This is a genomic window from Streptomyces sp. R41 (genome assembly GCF_041053055.1).
In the GTDB taxonomy this organism is placed as follows: domain Bacteria; phylum Actinomycetota; class Actinomycetes; order Streptomycetales; family Streptomycetaceae; genus Streptomyces.
This window is the reverse complement of sequence record NZ_CP163443.1, coordinates 2,799,477-2,813,652: the sequence shown is the minus strand read 5'-3', so window position 1 is coordinate 2,813,652 and position 14,176 is coordinate 2,799,477. Positions and strand designations below refer to the sequence as shown.

At 68.6% G+C, this 14,176-nt stretch carries 12 protein-coding genes and 1 pseudogene; 9 read left to right on the top strand and 4 right to left on the bottom strand.

What is annotated here, in order from left to right; translation table 11 throughout:
- The first annotated feature begins 67 nt into the window (after positions 1 to 67).
- A pseudogene (locus AB5J53_RS13230) lies at positions 68 to 420 on the top strand (cupin domain-containing protein).
- A gap of 158 nt (positions 421 to 578) precedes the next feature.
- Here AB5J53_RS13230 and AB5J53_RS13225 read toward each other — a convergent pair.
- Positions 579 to 1,133 carry a methylated-DNA--[protein]-cysteine S-methyltransferase gene (locus tag AB5J53_RS13225; protein ID WP_369245826.1) on the bottom strand — a complete coding sequence of 185 codons (555 nt, stop codon included), beginning with the start codon at positions 1,131 to 1,133 and terminating at the stop codon, positions 579 to 581.
- Positions 1,134 to 1,221: 88 nt separating this feature from the next.
- The gene (locus tag AB5J53_RS13220; RefSeq protein ID WP_369245825.1) at positions 1,222 to 2,091 is read right to left on the bottom strand and encodes a glycerophosphodiester phosphodiesterase; all 870 of its coding nucleotides are present in this window, start codon (positions 2,089 to 2,091) and stop codon (positions 1,222 to 1,224) included.
- Positions 2,092 to 2,370: 279 nt separating this feature from the next.
- Here AB5J53_RS13220 and AB5J53_RS13215 point away from each other — a divergent pair, with 279 nt between their 5' ends.
- From AB5J53_RS13215 to AB5J53_RS13185, 7 genes are all read left to right on the top strand, one after another.
- Entirely contained in the window at positions 2,371 to 3,237 is an 867-nt protein-coding gene (locus AB5J53_RS13215; RefSeq protein WP_369245824.1) for an MHYT domain-containing protein, read from the top strand.
- Between the two features lie 40 nt (positions 3,238 to 3,277).
- The gene (gene uvrB / locus AB5J53_RS13210) at positions 3,278 to 5,407 is read left to right on the top strand and encodes an excinuclease ABC subunit UvrB (RefSeq protein WP_369245823.1); all 2,130 of its coding nucleotides are present in this window, start codon (positions 3,278 to 3,280) and stop codon (positions 5,405 to 5,407) included.
- 160 nt (positions 5,408 to 5,567) lie between these two features.
- Positions 5,568 to 6,146 carry a TerD family protein gene (locus tag AB5J53_RS13205; protein ID WP_189187596.1) on the top strand — a complete coding sequence of 193 codons (579 nt, stop codon included), beginning with the start codon at positions 5,568 to 5,570 and terminating at the stop codon, positions 6,144 to 6,146.
- A 43-nt stretch (positions 6,147 to 6,189) separates the two neighbouring features.
- Complete coding sequence (locus AB5J53_RS13200; RefSeq protein ID WP_369245822.1) at positions 6,190 to 8,208, top strand: TerD family protein; 2,019 nt, start codon at positions 6,190 to 6,192, stop codon at positions 8,206 to 8,208.
- A gap of 270 nt (positions 8,209 to 8,478) precedes the next feature.
- Complete coding sequence (locus AB5J53_RS13195) at positions 8,479 to 9,468, top strand: TerC/Alx family metal homeostasis membrane protein (RefSeq protein ID WP_369245821.1); 990 nt, start codon at positions 8,479 to 8,481, stop codon at positions 9,466 to 9,468.
- Positions 9,469 to 9,597: 129 nt separating this feature from the next.
- Entirely contained in the window at positions 9,598 to 9,900 is a 303-nt protein-coding gene (locus tag AB5J53_RS13190) for a hypothetical protein (RefSeq protein WP_369245820.1), read from the top strand.
- 96 nt (positions 9,901 to 9,996) lie between these two features.
- A complete protein-coding gene (locus AB5J53_RS13185; RefSeq protein WP_369245819.1) occupies positions 9,997 to 11,097 on the top strand; it encodes a calcium:proton antiporter in 1,101 nt (366 codons plus the stop codon).
- Positions 11,098 to 11,136: 39 nt separating this feature from the next.
- On the opposite strand, the gene AB5J53_RS13180 is transcribed toward AB5J53_RS13185, so the two are convergent.
- Both AB5J53_RS13180 and AB5J53_RS13175 read right to left on the bottom strand, forming a co-directional pair.
- Positions 11,137 to 12,438 carry an MFS transporter gene (locus AB5J53_RS13180; RefSeq protein ID WP_369245818.1) on the bottom strand — a complete coding sequence of 434 codons (1,302 nt, stop codon included), beginning with the start codon at positions 12,436 to 12,438 and terminating at the stop codon, positions 11,137 to 11,139.
- 60 nt (positions 12,439 to 12,498) lie between these two features.
- On the bottom strand, positions 12,499 to 13,545 hold the full coding sequence (locus AB5J53_RS13175) for a S66 peptidase family protein (RefSeq protein ID WP_369245817.1): 1,047 nt from the start codon (positions 13,543 to 13,545) through the stop codon (positions 12,499 to 12,501).
- Between the two features lie 101 nt (positions 13,546 to 13,646).
- On the opposite strand from AB5J53_RS13175, the gene aroQ reads away from it, so the two are divergent.
- Entirely contained in the window at positions 13,647 to 14,120 is a 474-nt protein-coding gene (aroQ, locus tag AB5J53_RS13170) for a type II 3-dehydroquinate dehydratase (RefSeq protein ID WP_369245816.1), read from the top strand.
- Positions 14,121 to 14,176 lie beyond the last annotated feature (56 nt).

Genomic DNA, 14,176 nt, shown 5'->3' with positions numbered 1-14,176 from the left:
TACCGGCCGCGCGTTCCGGCCACCCTCCGCGTGAGGTCTTTCTCGAATGCCCTTAAGGTGACCGCTCATGACGACGAACACCCAGGCCACCCCGTCCTTCGCCGTACACATTCCCGACGCCGAGCTCGAACCGGAGCCCCTGGACCCGGCTCAGATCGTCTCCGGCGACCCGGTTGTGACGGGCAAGGTGCTGTGGGAGTCGGCCGACGGCAAGCAACTGCGCGGCATCTGGCAGATCACGCCCGGCGTGGTGACCGACACGGAGGCGAACGAACTCTTCGTCGTCGTCAGCGGCCGCGCCACGAGGGCGGCGACGTCATCGAGGTGGGCCCCGGCGACGCGGCGATCCTGCGCGAGGGCGACCGCACCACCTGGACCGTGCACGAGACACTCCGCAAGGCGTACCACATCAGCCTCTGACACCATTTCTCACCGACGGCGACGCCCCGAAGCCGACCCACCCAGCGGCATCAGCAGGCACGCGGCGAGGCCCAGGGACGCGGCGGAATGGGATGCGAAACGGGATCTGGGCACCGGCTCAGCTGTGCGGCACCGGCCCCCGTCTCTCGGGAGAGCCGTCAGAACAGCGGCTCCGGAAGCACTCCCTCCAGCGCGAGCAGCTTCCGCTTCGTCTCCAGGCCGCCCCCGAACCCGCCGATACCGCCGTCGCTCTCGACCACCCGGTGGCACGGCACGACGACCGGCAGCGGATTCGAGCCCATGGCCACGCCCACGGCCTGCGCCGCGCCCGGCTGGCCGACCCGCCCGGCCAGGTCGCCATAGCCCACGACCGCGCCGAACGGAACGCCGGACGCAAGCTCGCGCAGCACCTGACGGTTGAACCCGGAGATCAGCGACCAGTCCAGCGGCAGTTCGAAGTCGCGTCGCTCGCCGGCGAAGTACGCCGTGACCTGACGTATCGCCTCGGCCAGCAGAGGCGACTCGGGTGCCTCGGCGGGCTCGGCGCCCAGACGGGACGCGAGTCGGTCGAGCGCCTTGTCGCGTACCTCGTCCGTGGCGTGGAAGACGACGTTCACCAGGCCGTCGCGTGTCGCCGCCAGCAGCAGCGGACCGATGTCCGTGCCGACGACGGTCCACACGACCTGCTGCTCGTACTGCCCATGGCTGTCCATGCGATCCACCGTACGGCCCGCCACTGACAACGCCCGTGGTGCGGACGCGGGCACATGTCCGCACCACGGGCGAGAGAGCCGCGTAGCGCTACCGCAATGTCGTCCTGATGACGTCGGGCACGTTCGTGATGATGCCGTCCACGCCGAATCCGGTCAGGCGCCGGGCGGTGTTCGCGTCATCCACGGTCCAGGCGAAGACCTTCATCGGACTGCCGTGCGGTCCGCCGAACCCGTGGACCGCCGAGATGTAGCCGGACGAGAGCGAGGTGTGATCCGAGTTGATCTGATCGGCGAATCGGGCGTACTGGGGGAGCTGCGCGATCGACGGTTTGCCCAGGAAGGCCGTCCTGATGCCCGGGCGCAGATCGTGGACCGTTCGAACGCTGTCCGCGCTGAAGCTCTGGACGAGCAGGCTGCTCCTGAGATGCGCCGGATCGAGCCAGCCCTCGTTGCTCAGGAGCTTGAGCGTCTGCCGCTCGATGCCGGGATAAAGATCGGGGTTCTTGATCTCCAGGACGAGCTTCTGATGATTGTGCGAAACGCGGTTCATGTACTGCTTCAGTGTCGGCACGCGCGCGCCCGCGTACCGGTGGCTGAACCAGCTCCCGGCGTCCAGGCGAGCGATCTCCGCGGCGGTGAAGTCCTTGACCTTCCAGGGCGCCCTGTGGGGATAGACCGTCTCGACGTCGGTCGTACGCGCCAGCGTGGCGTCGTGGAGGACGACGAGTTCACCGTCCTTGGTGCGCTGGACGTCGTTCTCGACCCAGGTGAACCCCATCGCGGCCGCCTTGTCGATGGCGGCCAGGGTGTTTTCGGGCGCATAGGCGGAGGCGCCGCGGTGGGAGACGATCACCGGCCCGGTGCTCTGGGACCCGGCTCGGGCGTGCGGGCTGGGGAGTATCACAACAGCGCCCCCTAGAAGCGCGGCGGTCGTGGCTGCGGCAACGCGCGCGTGCATTCCTTCTCCTCGCGTCCAGTGATCACTGACAGCACAAGAGTGACAGCAGAGAGTCAATGGAGGAGGGGTGCGAGATGGCCACAGATTGAATGGAGTTGTCCAAGTCCGCTCACTGGCGCCGCACAAGTGGGGCGAGGCCGTGATTCTTTGCCGGAAAATCGTTCGACCATTCCGGTGGGAGTCATACTCTCTGCCTCGACCCTGTCCGCTCTTGCGGTCCTGAGGGCGGGGGCATTTCAGGGAATTTCAGGAGCAACAGGGCGGGAAGGGCAGCCGCGCATGCAGGGCACGGTCGACGGCTTCACTTACGGACTCGTCACACCGCTGGTGGCCTATCTCATGGCCTGCCTGGGCGGAGCACTGGGGCTGCGCTGCACCACCAGATCGATGCTCGTCGCCCGCTCCTGGCGCGCCGGCTGGCTGGCGCTCGGCTCGGCCGCGATCGGCTCGGGGATATGGACCATGCACTTCATCGCGATGATGGGGTTCACGGTCAAGGAGACCCCGATCCACTACGACAAGCCGACGACGTTCGCGAGCCTGGGCGTGGCCATCGTGATGGTCGGCATCGGGATCTTCATCGTCGGCTACCGCGGCGCCCGCGGAACGGCACTCTTCACCGGGGGCACCATCACCGGCCTGGGGGTCGCGTCGATGCACTACCTGGGCATGGCCGGCATGCGCCTCAACGGGAAACTCGAATACAACACCCTCACCGTCTCCGCCTCGGTCGTCATTGCCGTCGTGGCCGCCACGGCCGCCCTGTGGGCGGCGGGACAAGTGCGAGGATTTCTCTGGAGTGTGGGCGCCAGTCTCGTCATGGGACTCGCCGTCAGCGGCATGCACTACACGGGCATGGCCGCCCTCAGCGTCCATCTCCACGGCGCGTCCAGCACCCCTGGGGGCGACTCGCCCGCCGCCCTGCTCGCGCCCATGATGATCGGCCCCCTGGCCTTCCTGTGTCTGGCGGGCGTCGTCGTGATGTTCGACCCGATGATGGTCATGGGAAAGCCCGACTGGACCCCCACGGAGAACCGGCCCGGCATTCCGGCCCACCCCGCCGCCCCGCACCCCGGCCGCCGTCCTCCGTCCGGCGCCGAGCGGAACCAGCGGCACCGCAGCTCCCGCACCCCGCAGAGCTGGTGATCCGGCCCGGTTGTCAGTGCGGGGTCGTACGGTGGATTCCATGCGGCCCGTATCCAAGATCGAACGTTCGGTGGCGCCCTTCGAGGTCGTCAGCCCCTACCAGCCAAGCGGTGACCAGCCCACGGCCATCGCCGAGCTGGAAAAGCGCATCCGCGCAGGTGAGAAGGATGTCGTTCTGCTGGGCGCGACCGGCACCGGCAAGTCCGCCACCACGGCGTGGATGATCGAGAAGCTCCAGCGCCCCACCCTGGTGATGGCCCCGAACAAGACCCTGGCCGCCCAGCTGGCCAACGAGTTCCGCGAGCTGCTGCCGAACAACGCCGTCGAGTATTTCGTCTCGTACTACGACTACTACCAGCCCGAGGCGTACGTCCCGCAGTCGGACACCTACATCGAGAAGGACTCCTCGATCAACGAGGAGGTCGAGCGCCTGCGTCACTCCGCGACCAACTCGCTGCTGACCCGCCGTGACGTCGTCGTGGTCGCCTCGGTCTCCTGCATCTACGGCCTCGGTACGCCGCAGGAGTACGTGGACCGGATGGTCTCGCTCAAGGTCGGCGACGAGATCGACCGCGACGACCTGCTGCGCCGCTTCGTCGACATCCAGTACACGCGCAACGACGTGGCGTTCGCGCGCGGCACCTTCCGGGTCCGTGGCGACACCATCGAGATCTTCCCGGTCTACGAAGAGCTGGCCGTCCGCATCGAGATGTTCGGCGACGAGATCGAGGCCCTCTCCACGCTGCACCCGCTCACCGGCGAGGTCATCAGCGACGACAACCAGATCTATGTGTTCCCCGCCTCCCACTACGTGGCGGGCCCCGAGCGCATGGAGCGCGCGGTCAACGACATCGAGAAGGAGCTGGGGGAGCGCCTCGCCGAGCTGGAGAAGCAGGGCAAGCTCCTGGAAGCCCAGCGCCTGCGCATGCGGACGACGTACGACCTCGAGATGCTCCGCCAGATCGGCTCCTGCTCCGGCGTCGAGAACTACTCGATGCACTTCGACGGCCGCGACCCCGGCTCCCCGCCGAACACACTGATCGACTACTTCCCGGACGACTTCCTGCTCGTCATCGACGAGTCGCACGTCACCGTTCCCCAGATCGGCGCGATGTACGAGGGCGACGCCTCCCGCAAGCGCACGCTCGTCGACCACGGCTTCAGGCTGCCCTCCGCGCTCGACAACCGCCCCCTGAAGTGGGAGGAGTTCCAGGAGCGCATCGGCCAGACCGTGTACCTGTCGGCAACTCCGGGCAAGTACGAGCTCTCCCGCGGGGACGGTTTCGTCGAGCAGATCATCCGCCCCACCGGCCTGATCGACCCCGAGGTCGTCGTCAAGCCCACCCAGGGTCAGATCGACGACCTGGTGCACGAGATCCGCAAGCGCACCGAGAAGGACGAGCGCGTCCTGGTCACCACGCTCACCAAGAAGATGGCCGAGGACCTCACCGACTACTTCCTGGAGCTCGGCATCCAGGTGCGCTATCTGCACAGCGACGTCGACACCCTGCGCCGCGTCGAGCTGCTGCGCGAACTGCGCGCGGGCGAGTTCGACGTCCTGGTCGGCATCAACCTCCTCCGCGAAGGCCTCGACCTGCCCGAGGTCTCCCTGGTGTCGATCCTCGACGCCGACAAGGAGGGCTTCCTGCGCTCGGGCACCTCACTGATCCAGACCATCGGCCGCGCGGCGCGCAATGTGTCCGGGCAGGTCCACATGTACGCCGACAAGATCACACCGGCGATGGAGAAGGCCATCGAGGAGACCAACCGGCGCCGGGAGAAGCAGGTCGCGTACAACACGGAGCGGGGCATCGACCCGCAACCCCTCCGCAAGAAGATCAACGACATCGTCGCGCAGATCGCCCGCGAGGACGTCGACACAGAGCAGCTGCTCGGCTCGGGCTACCGCAAGGGCAAGGATGGCAAGGGCGCCAAAGCCCCCGTGCCCTCGCTCAGCGGCAAGGCGGCCAAGTCCGCCAAGGGCAAGGCCAAGGAGACGGTCCCGACCGACCGCCCCGTGGCCGAACTCGCCGGGCAGATCGAGGAGATGACGGAGCGGATGCGCGCCGCCGCGGCCGATCTCCAGTTCGAGATCGCGGCCCGGCTGCGCGACGAGGTCTCCGAGATGAAGAAGGAGCTGCGCCAGATGAAGGAGGCAGGCCTGGCCTGACGCCTTCGCGGGCCGTGCCGGACCTCGGCATATGCGCGCTGTGTTGCAAGACCGACACAAAGCGCGCCCCAGGGTTCGGCACTGTCAGTGCCGCTGCGTAGGGTTCTGGTCATCCGCGGACTCCGCGGCAACAGGGGACAGTTCGAGAGGGGAACAGCGCGTGACGGTCAACATGACCAAGGGTCAGGCCATCAGTCTGCAGAAGAACGACGGGGGCACCCTGACCGCGGTGCGCATGGGGCTCGGCTGGCAGGCGGCCCCCCGGCGCGGCCTGTTCGGCTCGCGCACCCGGGAGATCGACCTCGACGCCTCCGCTGTGCTGTTCGCGGACAAGCAGCCCGTCGACGTGGTGTTCTTCCGCCACCTCGTCAGCGACGACGGCTCCGTACGGCACACGGGTGACAACCTGGTCGGCGGTGTGGGCCAAGGCGGCGACGACGAGGCCATCCTCGTCGATCTGCAGCGCATCCCGGTCCACATCGACCAGATCGTCTTCACCGTGAACTCCTTCACGGGCCAGACGTTCCAGGAAGTGCAGAACGCGTTCTGCCGTCTGGTCGACGAGACCAACGGCCAGGAGCTCGCCCGCTACACGCTCGCGGGCGGCGGACAGTACACGGCTCAGATCATGGCGAAGGTGCACCGCGCGGGCGCGGGCTGGCAGATGACGGCCCTCGGCACGCCGGCCAACGGCCGTACGTTCCAGGACCTGATGCCCGCGATCCTGCCGCACCTGTAGGCAGCCGGGCGCAGCACAAGAAGCGACGTAGGGGGACAAGGCGATGACGGCCGAGCTGGTCCGGGGGCAGAACCATCCGCTCTCCCAGGTCCGTCTTGAGGTCCGTGTTTCGGCCGGCAAGCCGATCGTGGCCGGCGCCACGCTCAGCGACGAGCAGGGCAAGGTCCGCGGTGTGGAGTGGGTGGCCCACCCGGGCGCGCCGACGCTGCCCGGACTCGAGGTCTCCAAGCAGGCGGCGGCCGACCACCGCCTCGCGTTCGACCTGGATGCCCTGCCGGAGACCGTGCACCGAGTCAATGTGCTGCTCGCACTGCCGTCCGGGGTCGGCGGCCCGGTTCGGTTCGGCGCCGTCGCCGCCCCCTTCGTCGCGGTCACCGGCCTTGATGGCTCCGAGGTAGCCAGCTACACCATCACCGGCCTGGACGCCGAGTCGGCCGTCGTCGCCCTGGAGCTCTACCGCAGACAGGGCGCCTGGAAGGTCCGCGCGGTCGGCCAGGGATACGCCGGCGGCCTCGCCGAACTCCTCACAGACCAGGGCCTGCCCGAAGCTCAGCAGCTCGCGGGCTGTATCAACGAGGCGGTGGTCCAGGGCCTGGCCCGCTCGGTGGCGGCACCTCCGCCGCGTACGCCCGACGGCGACCGCTCACGACAGGCGGCCACCTCGGCGCCGGGACCGGACCAGCCGTACACCGGGTCCCAGGGCGCCACCGGGAACGTACCCCAGGGCCCGCTTTCTTCGTCCCCGTACGACGCACCAGGTCCGCAAGGCAGCACGGCGCCGCAGGGGAGTCACGCCTCGGACCCCTCCGCGGTCACCCAGCCGGCCGGGCCCACGGCAGGCGGCCCGGTCAACTACAGCCACCCCGGCCGGCAGACCGCCGCCCCGCCACCGCCCCCGCCGACCGCACCACCGGCCCGGCCCGGGCAGCCCGCACAGCCCGTCGCGGGCGATGCGACCGGCTGGTCCATGGAGGAGCGGCTCTACAACCAGGTGTGGGGCATGTTCGAGGACCTGGCCCGCAGCACCGCCGCGTATCGCAGCGCCGTCGACTTCGCCGACTCGCGCATGGAGCAGGAGCTCGACAAGGTCCTGTCCGACCCGCGCAGCAGGATCGGCGGACAGGGCGACGCCGCGCGCGAGGCGGCCCAGGCCAAGCATGCCCAGCTGGTCGACCAGGCCAGGGCGGCCCTCGACCGGGACCTCGCACAGCTCACCGCCGAGGCCGAAGTCGTCGAGCCCGCGCTGCCCGCGGCGTACGCGCGCTGGGACAACCCGGTCTGGCACGGCTACCGGGTACCGATGGAGATCCCCATGGCGCTGCGCCTCGGCGACCTCCATCTGCCCGAGAGCGAGGGCCTGAGCATCCCGATGCTGGTCCGGCTGCCGCTGGAGCGCGGCCTGTGGATAGACAGCGGTCGCGCCGGCCTGGACGACTCGCTCGCCGACTCCGACCAACTGCGTCGCCTCGCCATGGACACGGCGGTGGCGCATGCCGCGCGGCTGCTCGCCGTGTATCCCGTCGGTGAGTTCACGGTGCATGTCATCGACCCGGCCGGTTCGGGTGCCTCGTCCCTCGCGCCACTGGTGCAGTCCGGGGTACTCGGCGGACCGCCCGCCGTCGGCGCCGCGGGCGTGGCCGACGTCCTGGCCCGGCTCACCCAGCGCGTCGACCTGGTGCAGATGGCGATGCGCGGCGGAGCGGCCGACTCGCTGCCGCCGGGCCTCGACACCGCCGAGCAACTGCTGATCGTCAACGACTTTCCGCATGGCTTCGACGACCGCGCCGTGACCCAGCTGCGCTATCTCGCGGACGAGGGCCCGGCCGTCGGCGTTCATCTCATGATGGTGGCCGACCGGGAGGACGCCGCCGCCTACGGGCCGCTGCTCGACCCGCTCTGGCGCTCGCTGCTGCGCATCACTCCAGTGCCCGACGACCATCTTGCCGACCCGTGGGTCGGGCACGCCTGGACGTACGAGCCCGCGCTTGTCCCACCGGGCAGCCAGGTGCTCCAGCAGGTGCTCGCACAGGTGGCGGCGGCCCGCCGCCCCTGGAACCGCTGACGTGTCAACGGGCCCCGAAGGGTCGTGTCAAGCATCAGTAAAGCTGTCTGACCAGGGGATTTTGACCTTCTTTTACTAATCTCTTTACCTTTCCTTGGTGGTTCGGGTACTCTTTTCCGTACGGAGGGGAGTACTCCCTACCTGCTGCGGCGTACCCGTCAATACGGATCTGGCCAGATCCCGGGGCGCCGGCCCGTGAGTGTCACGGGTGGAAGAGACCTCCGGTAGCGACGACGCTGAAATCTGCCGTTACGAACTGCCGGAGGCGCAGTGGATGTTTCCGTGACCCTGTGGGTCCTCACGATCGTGGGGCTTGCCGCCCTCATCGCGATCGACTTCTTCATCGGCCGCAAGCCGCACGACGTATCCATCAAGGAAGCCGGAATCTGGACCGTCGTCTGGATCGTCCTGGCCGGACTGTTCGGACTCGGACTGCTCCTCTTCTCCGGCGGTGAGCCCGCCGGAGAGTTCTTCGCGGGCTTCATCACCGAGAAGTCTCTGAGCGTCGACAACCTCTTCGTCTTCGTCCTGATCATGGCGAAGTTCGCGGTGCCCTCGCAGTACCAGCAGCGGGTGCTCCTTGTCGGTGTGCTGATAGCCCTCGTCCTTCGCGCGATATTCATCGCCGCGGGTGCAGCGATCATCGCGAGCTTCGCGTGGGTCTTCTACATCTTCGGCGCGTTCCTCATCTACACCGCCTGGAAGCTGATCCAAGAAGCCAGGACCGAGGAGAAGGACGAGGAGTTCGAGGAGAACCGGCTGCTCAAGGCCGCCGAGCGGCGCTTCGGCGTGGCCGACCGGTACCACGGCACCAAGCTGTGGATCCAGCAGAACGGCAAGCGCGTCATGACGCCGATGCTGGTCGTGATGCTCGCGATCGGCACCACCGACGTGCTCTTCGCGCTCGACTCGATCCCCGCGATCTTCGGTCTGACCCAGGACCCGTACATCGTCTTCACGGCCAACGCGTTCGCGCTGATGGGTCTGCGACAGCTGTACTTCCTCATCGGCGGCCTGCTCAAGAAGCTGGTCCACCTCAGCTATGGCCTGTCGGTCATCCTCGGCTTCATCGGCGTCAAGCTGGTGCTGCACGCACTGCACGAGTCGGGGGTCCATGTCCCCGAGATCTCCATCCCGGTCTCGCTGGGCGTGATCTGCGCGGTCCTGGTGGTCACCACGATCACCAGCCTGATCGCCTCCAAGAAGCAGGCGGCGCTCGACAAGGCCAAGAGCGCTCCGAAGGACAGCATCGACGTCTGACCGCGTCGGACGTAGGAACAACCATCCCCGGGAGCGGTGCGCGGTGAATTGCCGACCACCGCTCCCGGTGCTTGCTTGGGTTCTGCGCGTTCCCTTGCTCGGGGGCGCCCAGGCCGGGTGGAGGTACCCATGAAGTTCGTGCAGATCGTCGACTTCGAGACCGAGCGCATCGATGAGATGCAGAAGCTGGCCGAGGAGGCCGACAAGCGCATGACCGGCCGCAGCGGCGGCCCCACGCACCGCCTCGTCCTGCAGGACCGCAACACGCCCAACCGCTACCTCGTGGTGATCGAGTTCGATTCGTACGAGGACGCCATGCGCAACAGCAACGACCCCGAGACGACCAAGATGGCGGAGCAAATGGCCGCGCTGTGTACCCGGCCACCGTCCTTCACCGACTGCGACGTACGCGAGATGACTGAGCTCAAGTAGCGAGCCGGTTCCCGAACGGGTTCCTTCAGCGCTGTCTCGGAGCGGGCCCCGCGCCACCGGAGTGCGGGGCCCGCGTGCGCCTGCGACGATCGCAGCATGATCGCTCGGCTCCGGTCACTCGTGACGCAGTGGACGGCGGTCGTGCCCGTGGTCGCGGTGGTGCTGCTGGCCTTCACGTGGGGACGCGACCTGCCCGGCGCGGTCGTCGCGCTGGTGACGCTGGTCCTCGCCGGGGCCGTGCTGGCCGCCGTCCACCACGCCGAGGTGGTCGCGCACCGGGTAGGCGAACCATTCGGCTCACTCGTGCTCGCCGTCGCCGTCACGATCATCGAGGTCGCGCTGATCGTCACCCTGATGGTGGATGGCGGCGACAAGAGCTCGACCCTGGCCCGCGACACGGTGTTCGCAGCCGTGATGATCACGTGCAACGGAATCGTCGGGCTGTGCCTGCTCGTCGCCTCGCTGCGCCATGGGCTCGCCGTCTTCAACGCGGAAGGCACCGGCGCCGCCCTCGCGACCGTCGCGACGCTCGCCACGCTCAGCCTGGTGTTCCCGACGTTCACCACCAGCAAGCCGGGCCCGGAGTTCTCCACGGCTCAGCTCACCTTCGCCGCGCTCGCCTCGCTGGTCCTGTACGGCCTCTTCGTGACGACCCAGACCGTGCGCCACCGCGACTACTTCCTGCCGATCACCCGGCAGGGCGAGGTGATCGACGTGGACGACCACGCCGACGCCCCGTCCGCCCGCGACGCCGGGATCAGCCTCGGGCTGCTCGGCCTGGCTCTCGTCGGCGTGGTCGGCCTCGCCAAGGGCGTTTCGCCCACCATCGAGTCCGGCGTCCAGGCGGCCGGCATGCCGCAGTCCGTGGTCGGTGTGATCATCGCGCTGCTCGTGCTGCTCCCCGAGACCATCGCCGCCCTGCGGTCCGCCCGCCGTGACCGGGTGCAGACCAGTCTGAACCTCGCCCTTGGCTCCGCGATGGCCAGCATCGGACTGACGATCCCCGCCGTCGCCCTGGCGTCCGTGTGGCTCTCCGGGCCGCTCGTCCTCGGCCTCGGTTCCACCCATATGGTGCTGCTCGCGCTGACCGTGGTGGTGAGCTCCCTGACCGTGGTTCCCGGGCGCGCGACTCCGCTCCAGGGAGGCGTCCATCTGGTCATCTTCGCGGCCTATTTGGAACTGGCTGTCACCCCCTAGCGCGCGGTAACCCAGAGGCTCGTACGACGGCGTGGTCCGTCAATCCGTCGCCTGGACCACCGCCAGCCGCGCCACGGGCCGGGTCTCCGGGAGCAGCGCGAAGCACCCCAGACTGAGCAGTGCGATCCCGGTCAGATACGCGGCCACGCCCCATGGGACACGCTCTCCGCTCGCCAGCGCCGTCGCCACGATCGGCGTGAGCGCGCCCCCGAGGACCCCGCCCAGGTTGTAGCCCACCGCCGCGCCCGTGCAGCGCACCCGGGGCTCGTACAGCTCCGGCAGATAGGCGGCGATGACGGCGAACATCGTGATGAACGCGATCAGCGCCACCAGGAAACCGAGGAACATCAGCAGAGGCTCGCCGGTGGACAGCAGCCCGACCATCGGGAACATCCACAGCGCGGCGCCCGCGCAGCCCACCAGACAGAGCGGCCGCCGCCCGAAACGGTCGCCGAGCAGGGCCATCACGGGCGTCAGGGAGCCCTTCACCACCACGGCGGCCATGATGCAGGCCAGCATGACGGTACGGCTCACACCGAGCCGTTCGACGCCGTAGGCGAGCGCCCAGGTCGTCACCGCGTAGAACACGGCGTATCCGACGGCGAGTCCGCCGGCCGTCAGCAGGACGAGTCGCCAGTGGTCGCGCACCACCTCGGCGAGCGGCACGCGCGCGTGGTCCTGCATTTCCAGGAAGCGCGGGCTCTCCGCGAGCGAGCCGCGCAGCCACAGTCCCGCCGCAGCGAGGATCCCCGCCGCCCAGAACGGCACCCGCCACCCCCACGCCGCGAACTGCGCGTCGGTCAGTGTCGCCGACAGCACCAGCATCACGCCGTTGGCCAGCACGAACCCCAGAGAAGGCCCGATCTGCGGGAAGCTCGACCACAGCCCGCGCCGCTCGGCGGGCGCATGCTCGGCGGTCAGCAGCACAGCCCCGCCCCACTCGCCGCCAAGCCCGAACCCCTGCAGAAAACGCAGTACAAGAAGGAGTACGGGAGCGGCCACACCGATGCTGTCGTACGTCGGTACGCAGCCGACGGCGACGGTCGCCGCGCCGGTCAGCAGCAGCGAGGCGACCAGGACAGGGCGCCGCCCGCGCCGATCCCCGATGTGCCCGAACAGCACCGAGCCGAGAGGGCGTGCGACGAACCCGACGCCGAACGTCGCGAAGGCCGCCAGCGTCCCCGCCAGTGGTGAGAACGTCGGGAAGAACAGGGGCCCGAGGACCAGCGCGGCCGCGGTCCCGTAGACGAAGAAGTCATAGAACTCGATGGCCGTCCCGGCGAGCGAGGCGGCCGCGAGCCGCAGCATGGAAGGCGCCCTTACGGTGCGTACGTCGTGCATGCCGCGTCAACTACCCACGGTGACCAACGGTTACGGGGGCGCGTGGTGGTGAGGTCCGTGTCAGTAAGTGACGGTGATGCGCCGGGCAGGGCCGTCGACGCGGATCGTGCCTCCGTAGGGAATGACGAGTTGCGGATCGGTGTGGCCGAGGTCCACGTCGAAGACGACCATCATGTCGGGGGCATAAATGTCGACGGCCTGGAGCACCGCCTCATGCTGCTCTCGCACGTAACGGGCCCTGGCCTCGGCGTCGTTGGGTTGCTCGAACGACCACGCCTTCGGGCGGCCCATCACAAGCGCCGGGAAGCGCTGCAGCAGTCCACGCTCGCCCATGCTGCGCAGGATCCAGAAGACGTCGTTGGCCTTGGGCATGTCCTCCGAGGTCTCCAGGAACAGCACATGACCGTCGTACACGGAAGGATCACGGGCGATCTCACGGTCGGCCATCAGCAGCCAGGACAGGATCTCGATGTTGCCGCCCCAGGAGGGGGCCTCGACCACGCGGTCGGGACGGTGCCAGGTCCAGCCGGCGCCCGGTTCCGTCGGGGGCTCGGAGTCGAAGGTCGCCGGATCGTCCCAGGGGCCGTTGATGTCCCCGAAGCGGTCAGCAGGGCGCAGTTCGTACGGCCCGGACGTGAACAGCGCGGCCCGCAGTGACTCGGCGGTCAGCGGATCCATGGCGCCGGGGCGGCCGAACTCGCACATCACCGTTCCGCCGTGGTAGCCCACGATTCCGGCGTTCCACAGGTATGCGAGGAGGTTCGTGTTGTCGCTGTAACCGAAGAACGGCTTCGGGTTCGCGCGGATCAACTCCCGGTCCAGCAGCGGCAGCACCGTGATCTGGTCGGAGCCGCCGATCGACGCGATGACGGCCTTGATCGTCGGATCGGCGAACGCTGCGTGGATGTCGTCCGCCCGCTCCTGCGGCGTCGAGCCCATCTTCCGGGTCGTCGGGTACTCGACCGGTTCGAGGCCGTACTCCTGGCGCAGTCGCTCCAGGCCCAGCTCGTACGGGAGCGGGAGGAGTCCCGGCAGTCCACCGGACGGTGAGACCACGGCTATCCGGTCGCCGGGCGCGGGCTTGGGAGGGTAGGTGGGCGTCGTCATGACGGGAGGGTACGGGCCGTCACCACGCGCGTGCACCGTGATAAACCGGGTCTGAGCAGCGGTCCTCAATGGGCCGGCAGACCTGAAGGACCGGAGGAACTGTGCCCCGCACCCTCGCCAACGCCCCGATCATGATCCTCAACGGGCCCAATCTGAACCTCCTCGGGCAGCGCCAGCCGGAGATCTACGGCTCCGACACGCTCGCGGACGTAGAGGCGCTGTGCGCCAAGGCAGCGGCGGCGCACGGCGGCACGGTGGACTTCCGGCAGTCCAACCACGAGGGCGAACTGGTGGACTGGATCCACGAAGCGCGCCTGAACCACGCGGGGATCGTGATCAACCCGGCCGCCTATTCGCACACTTCCGTCGCGATCCTGGATGCGCTCAACACCTGTGACGGCCTACCTGTGGTGGAGGTCCACATCTCCAACATTCACCAGCGCGAGGAGTTCCGGCACCACTCGTACGTCTCGCTCCGCGCCGACGGGGTCATCGCTGGCTGCGGTGTGCAGGGGTACGCGTTCGCTGTGGAGCGGGTCGCGACGCTGGCGGGTGCGGGGCAGGCGGACGCCTGACGGAGGGGTAAGCGGACGCGCGAAGTCCGATTGTCAGTGGCGGGTGCCACGATCAA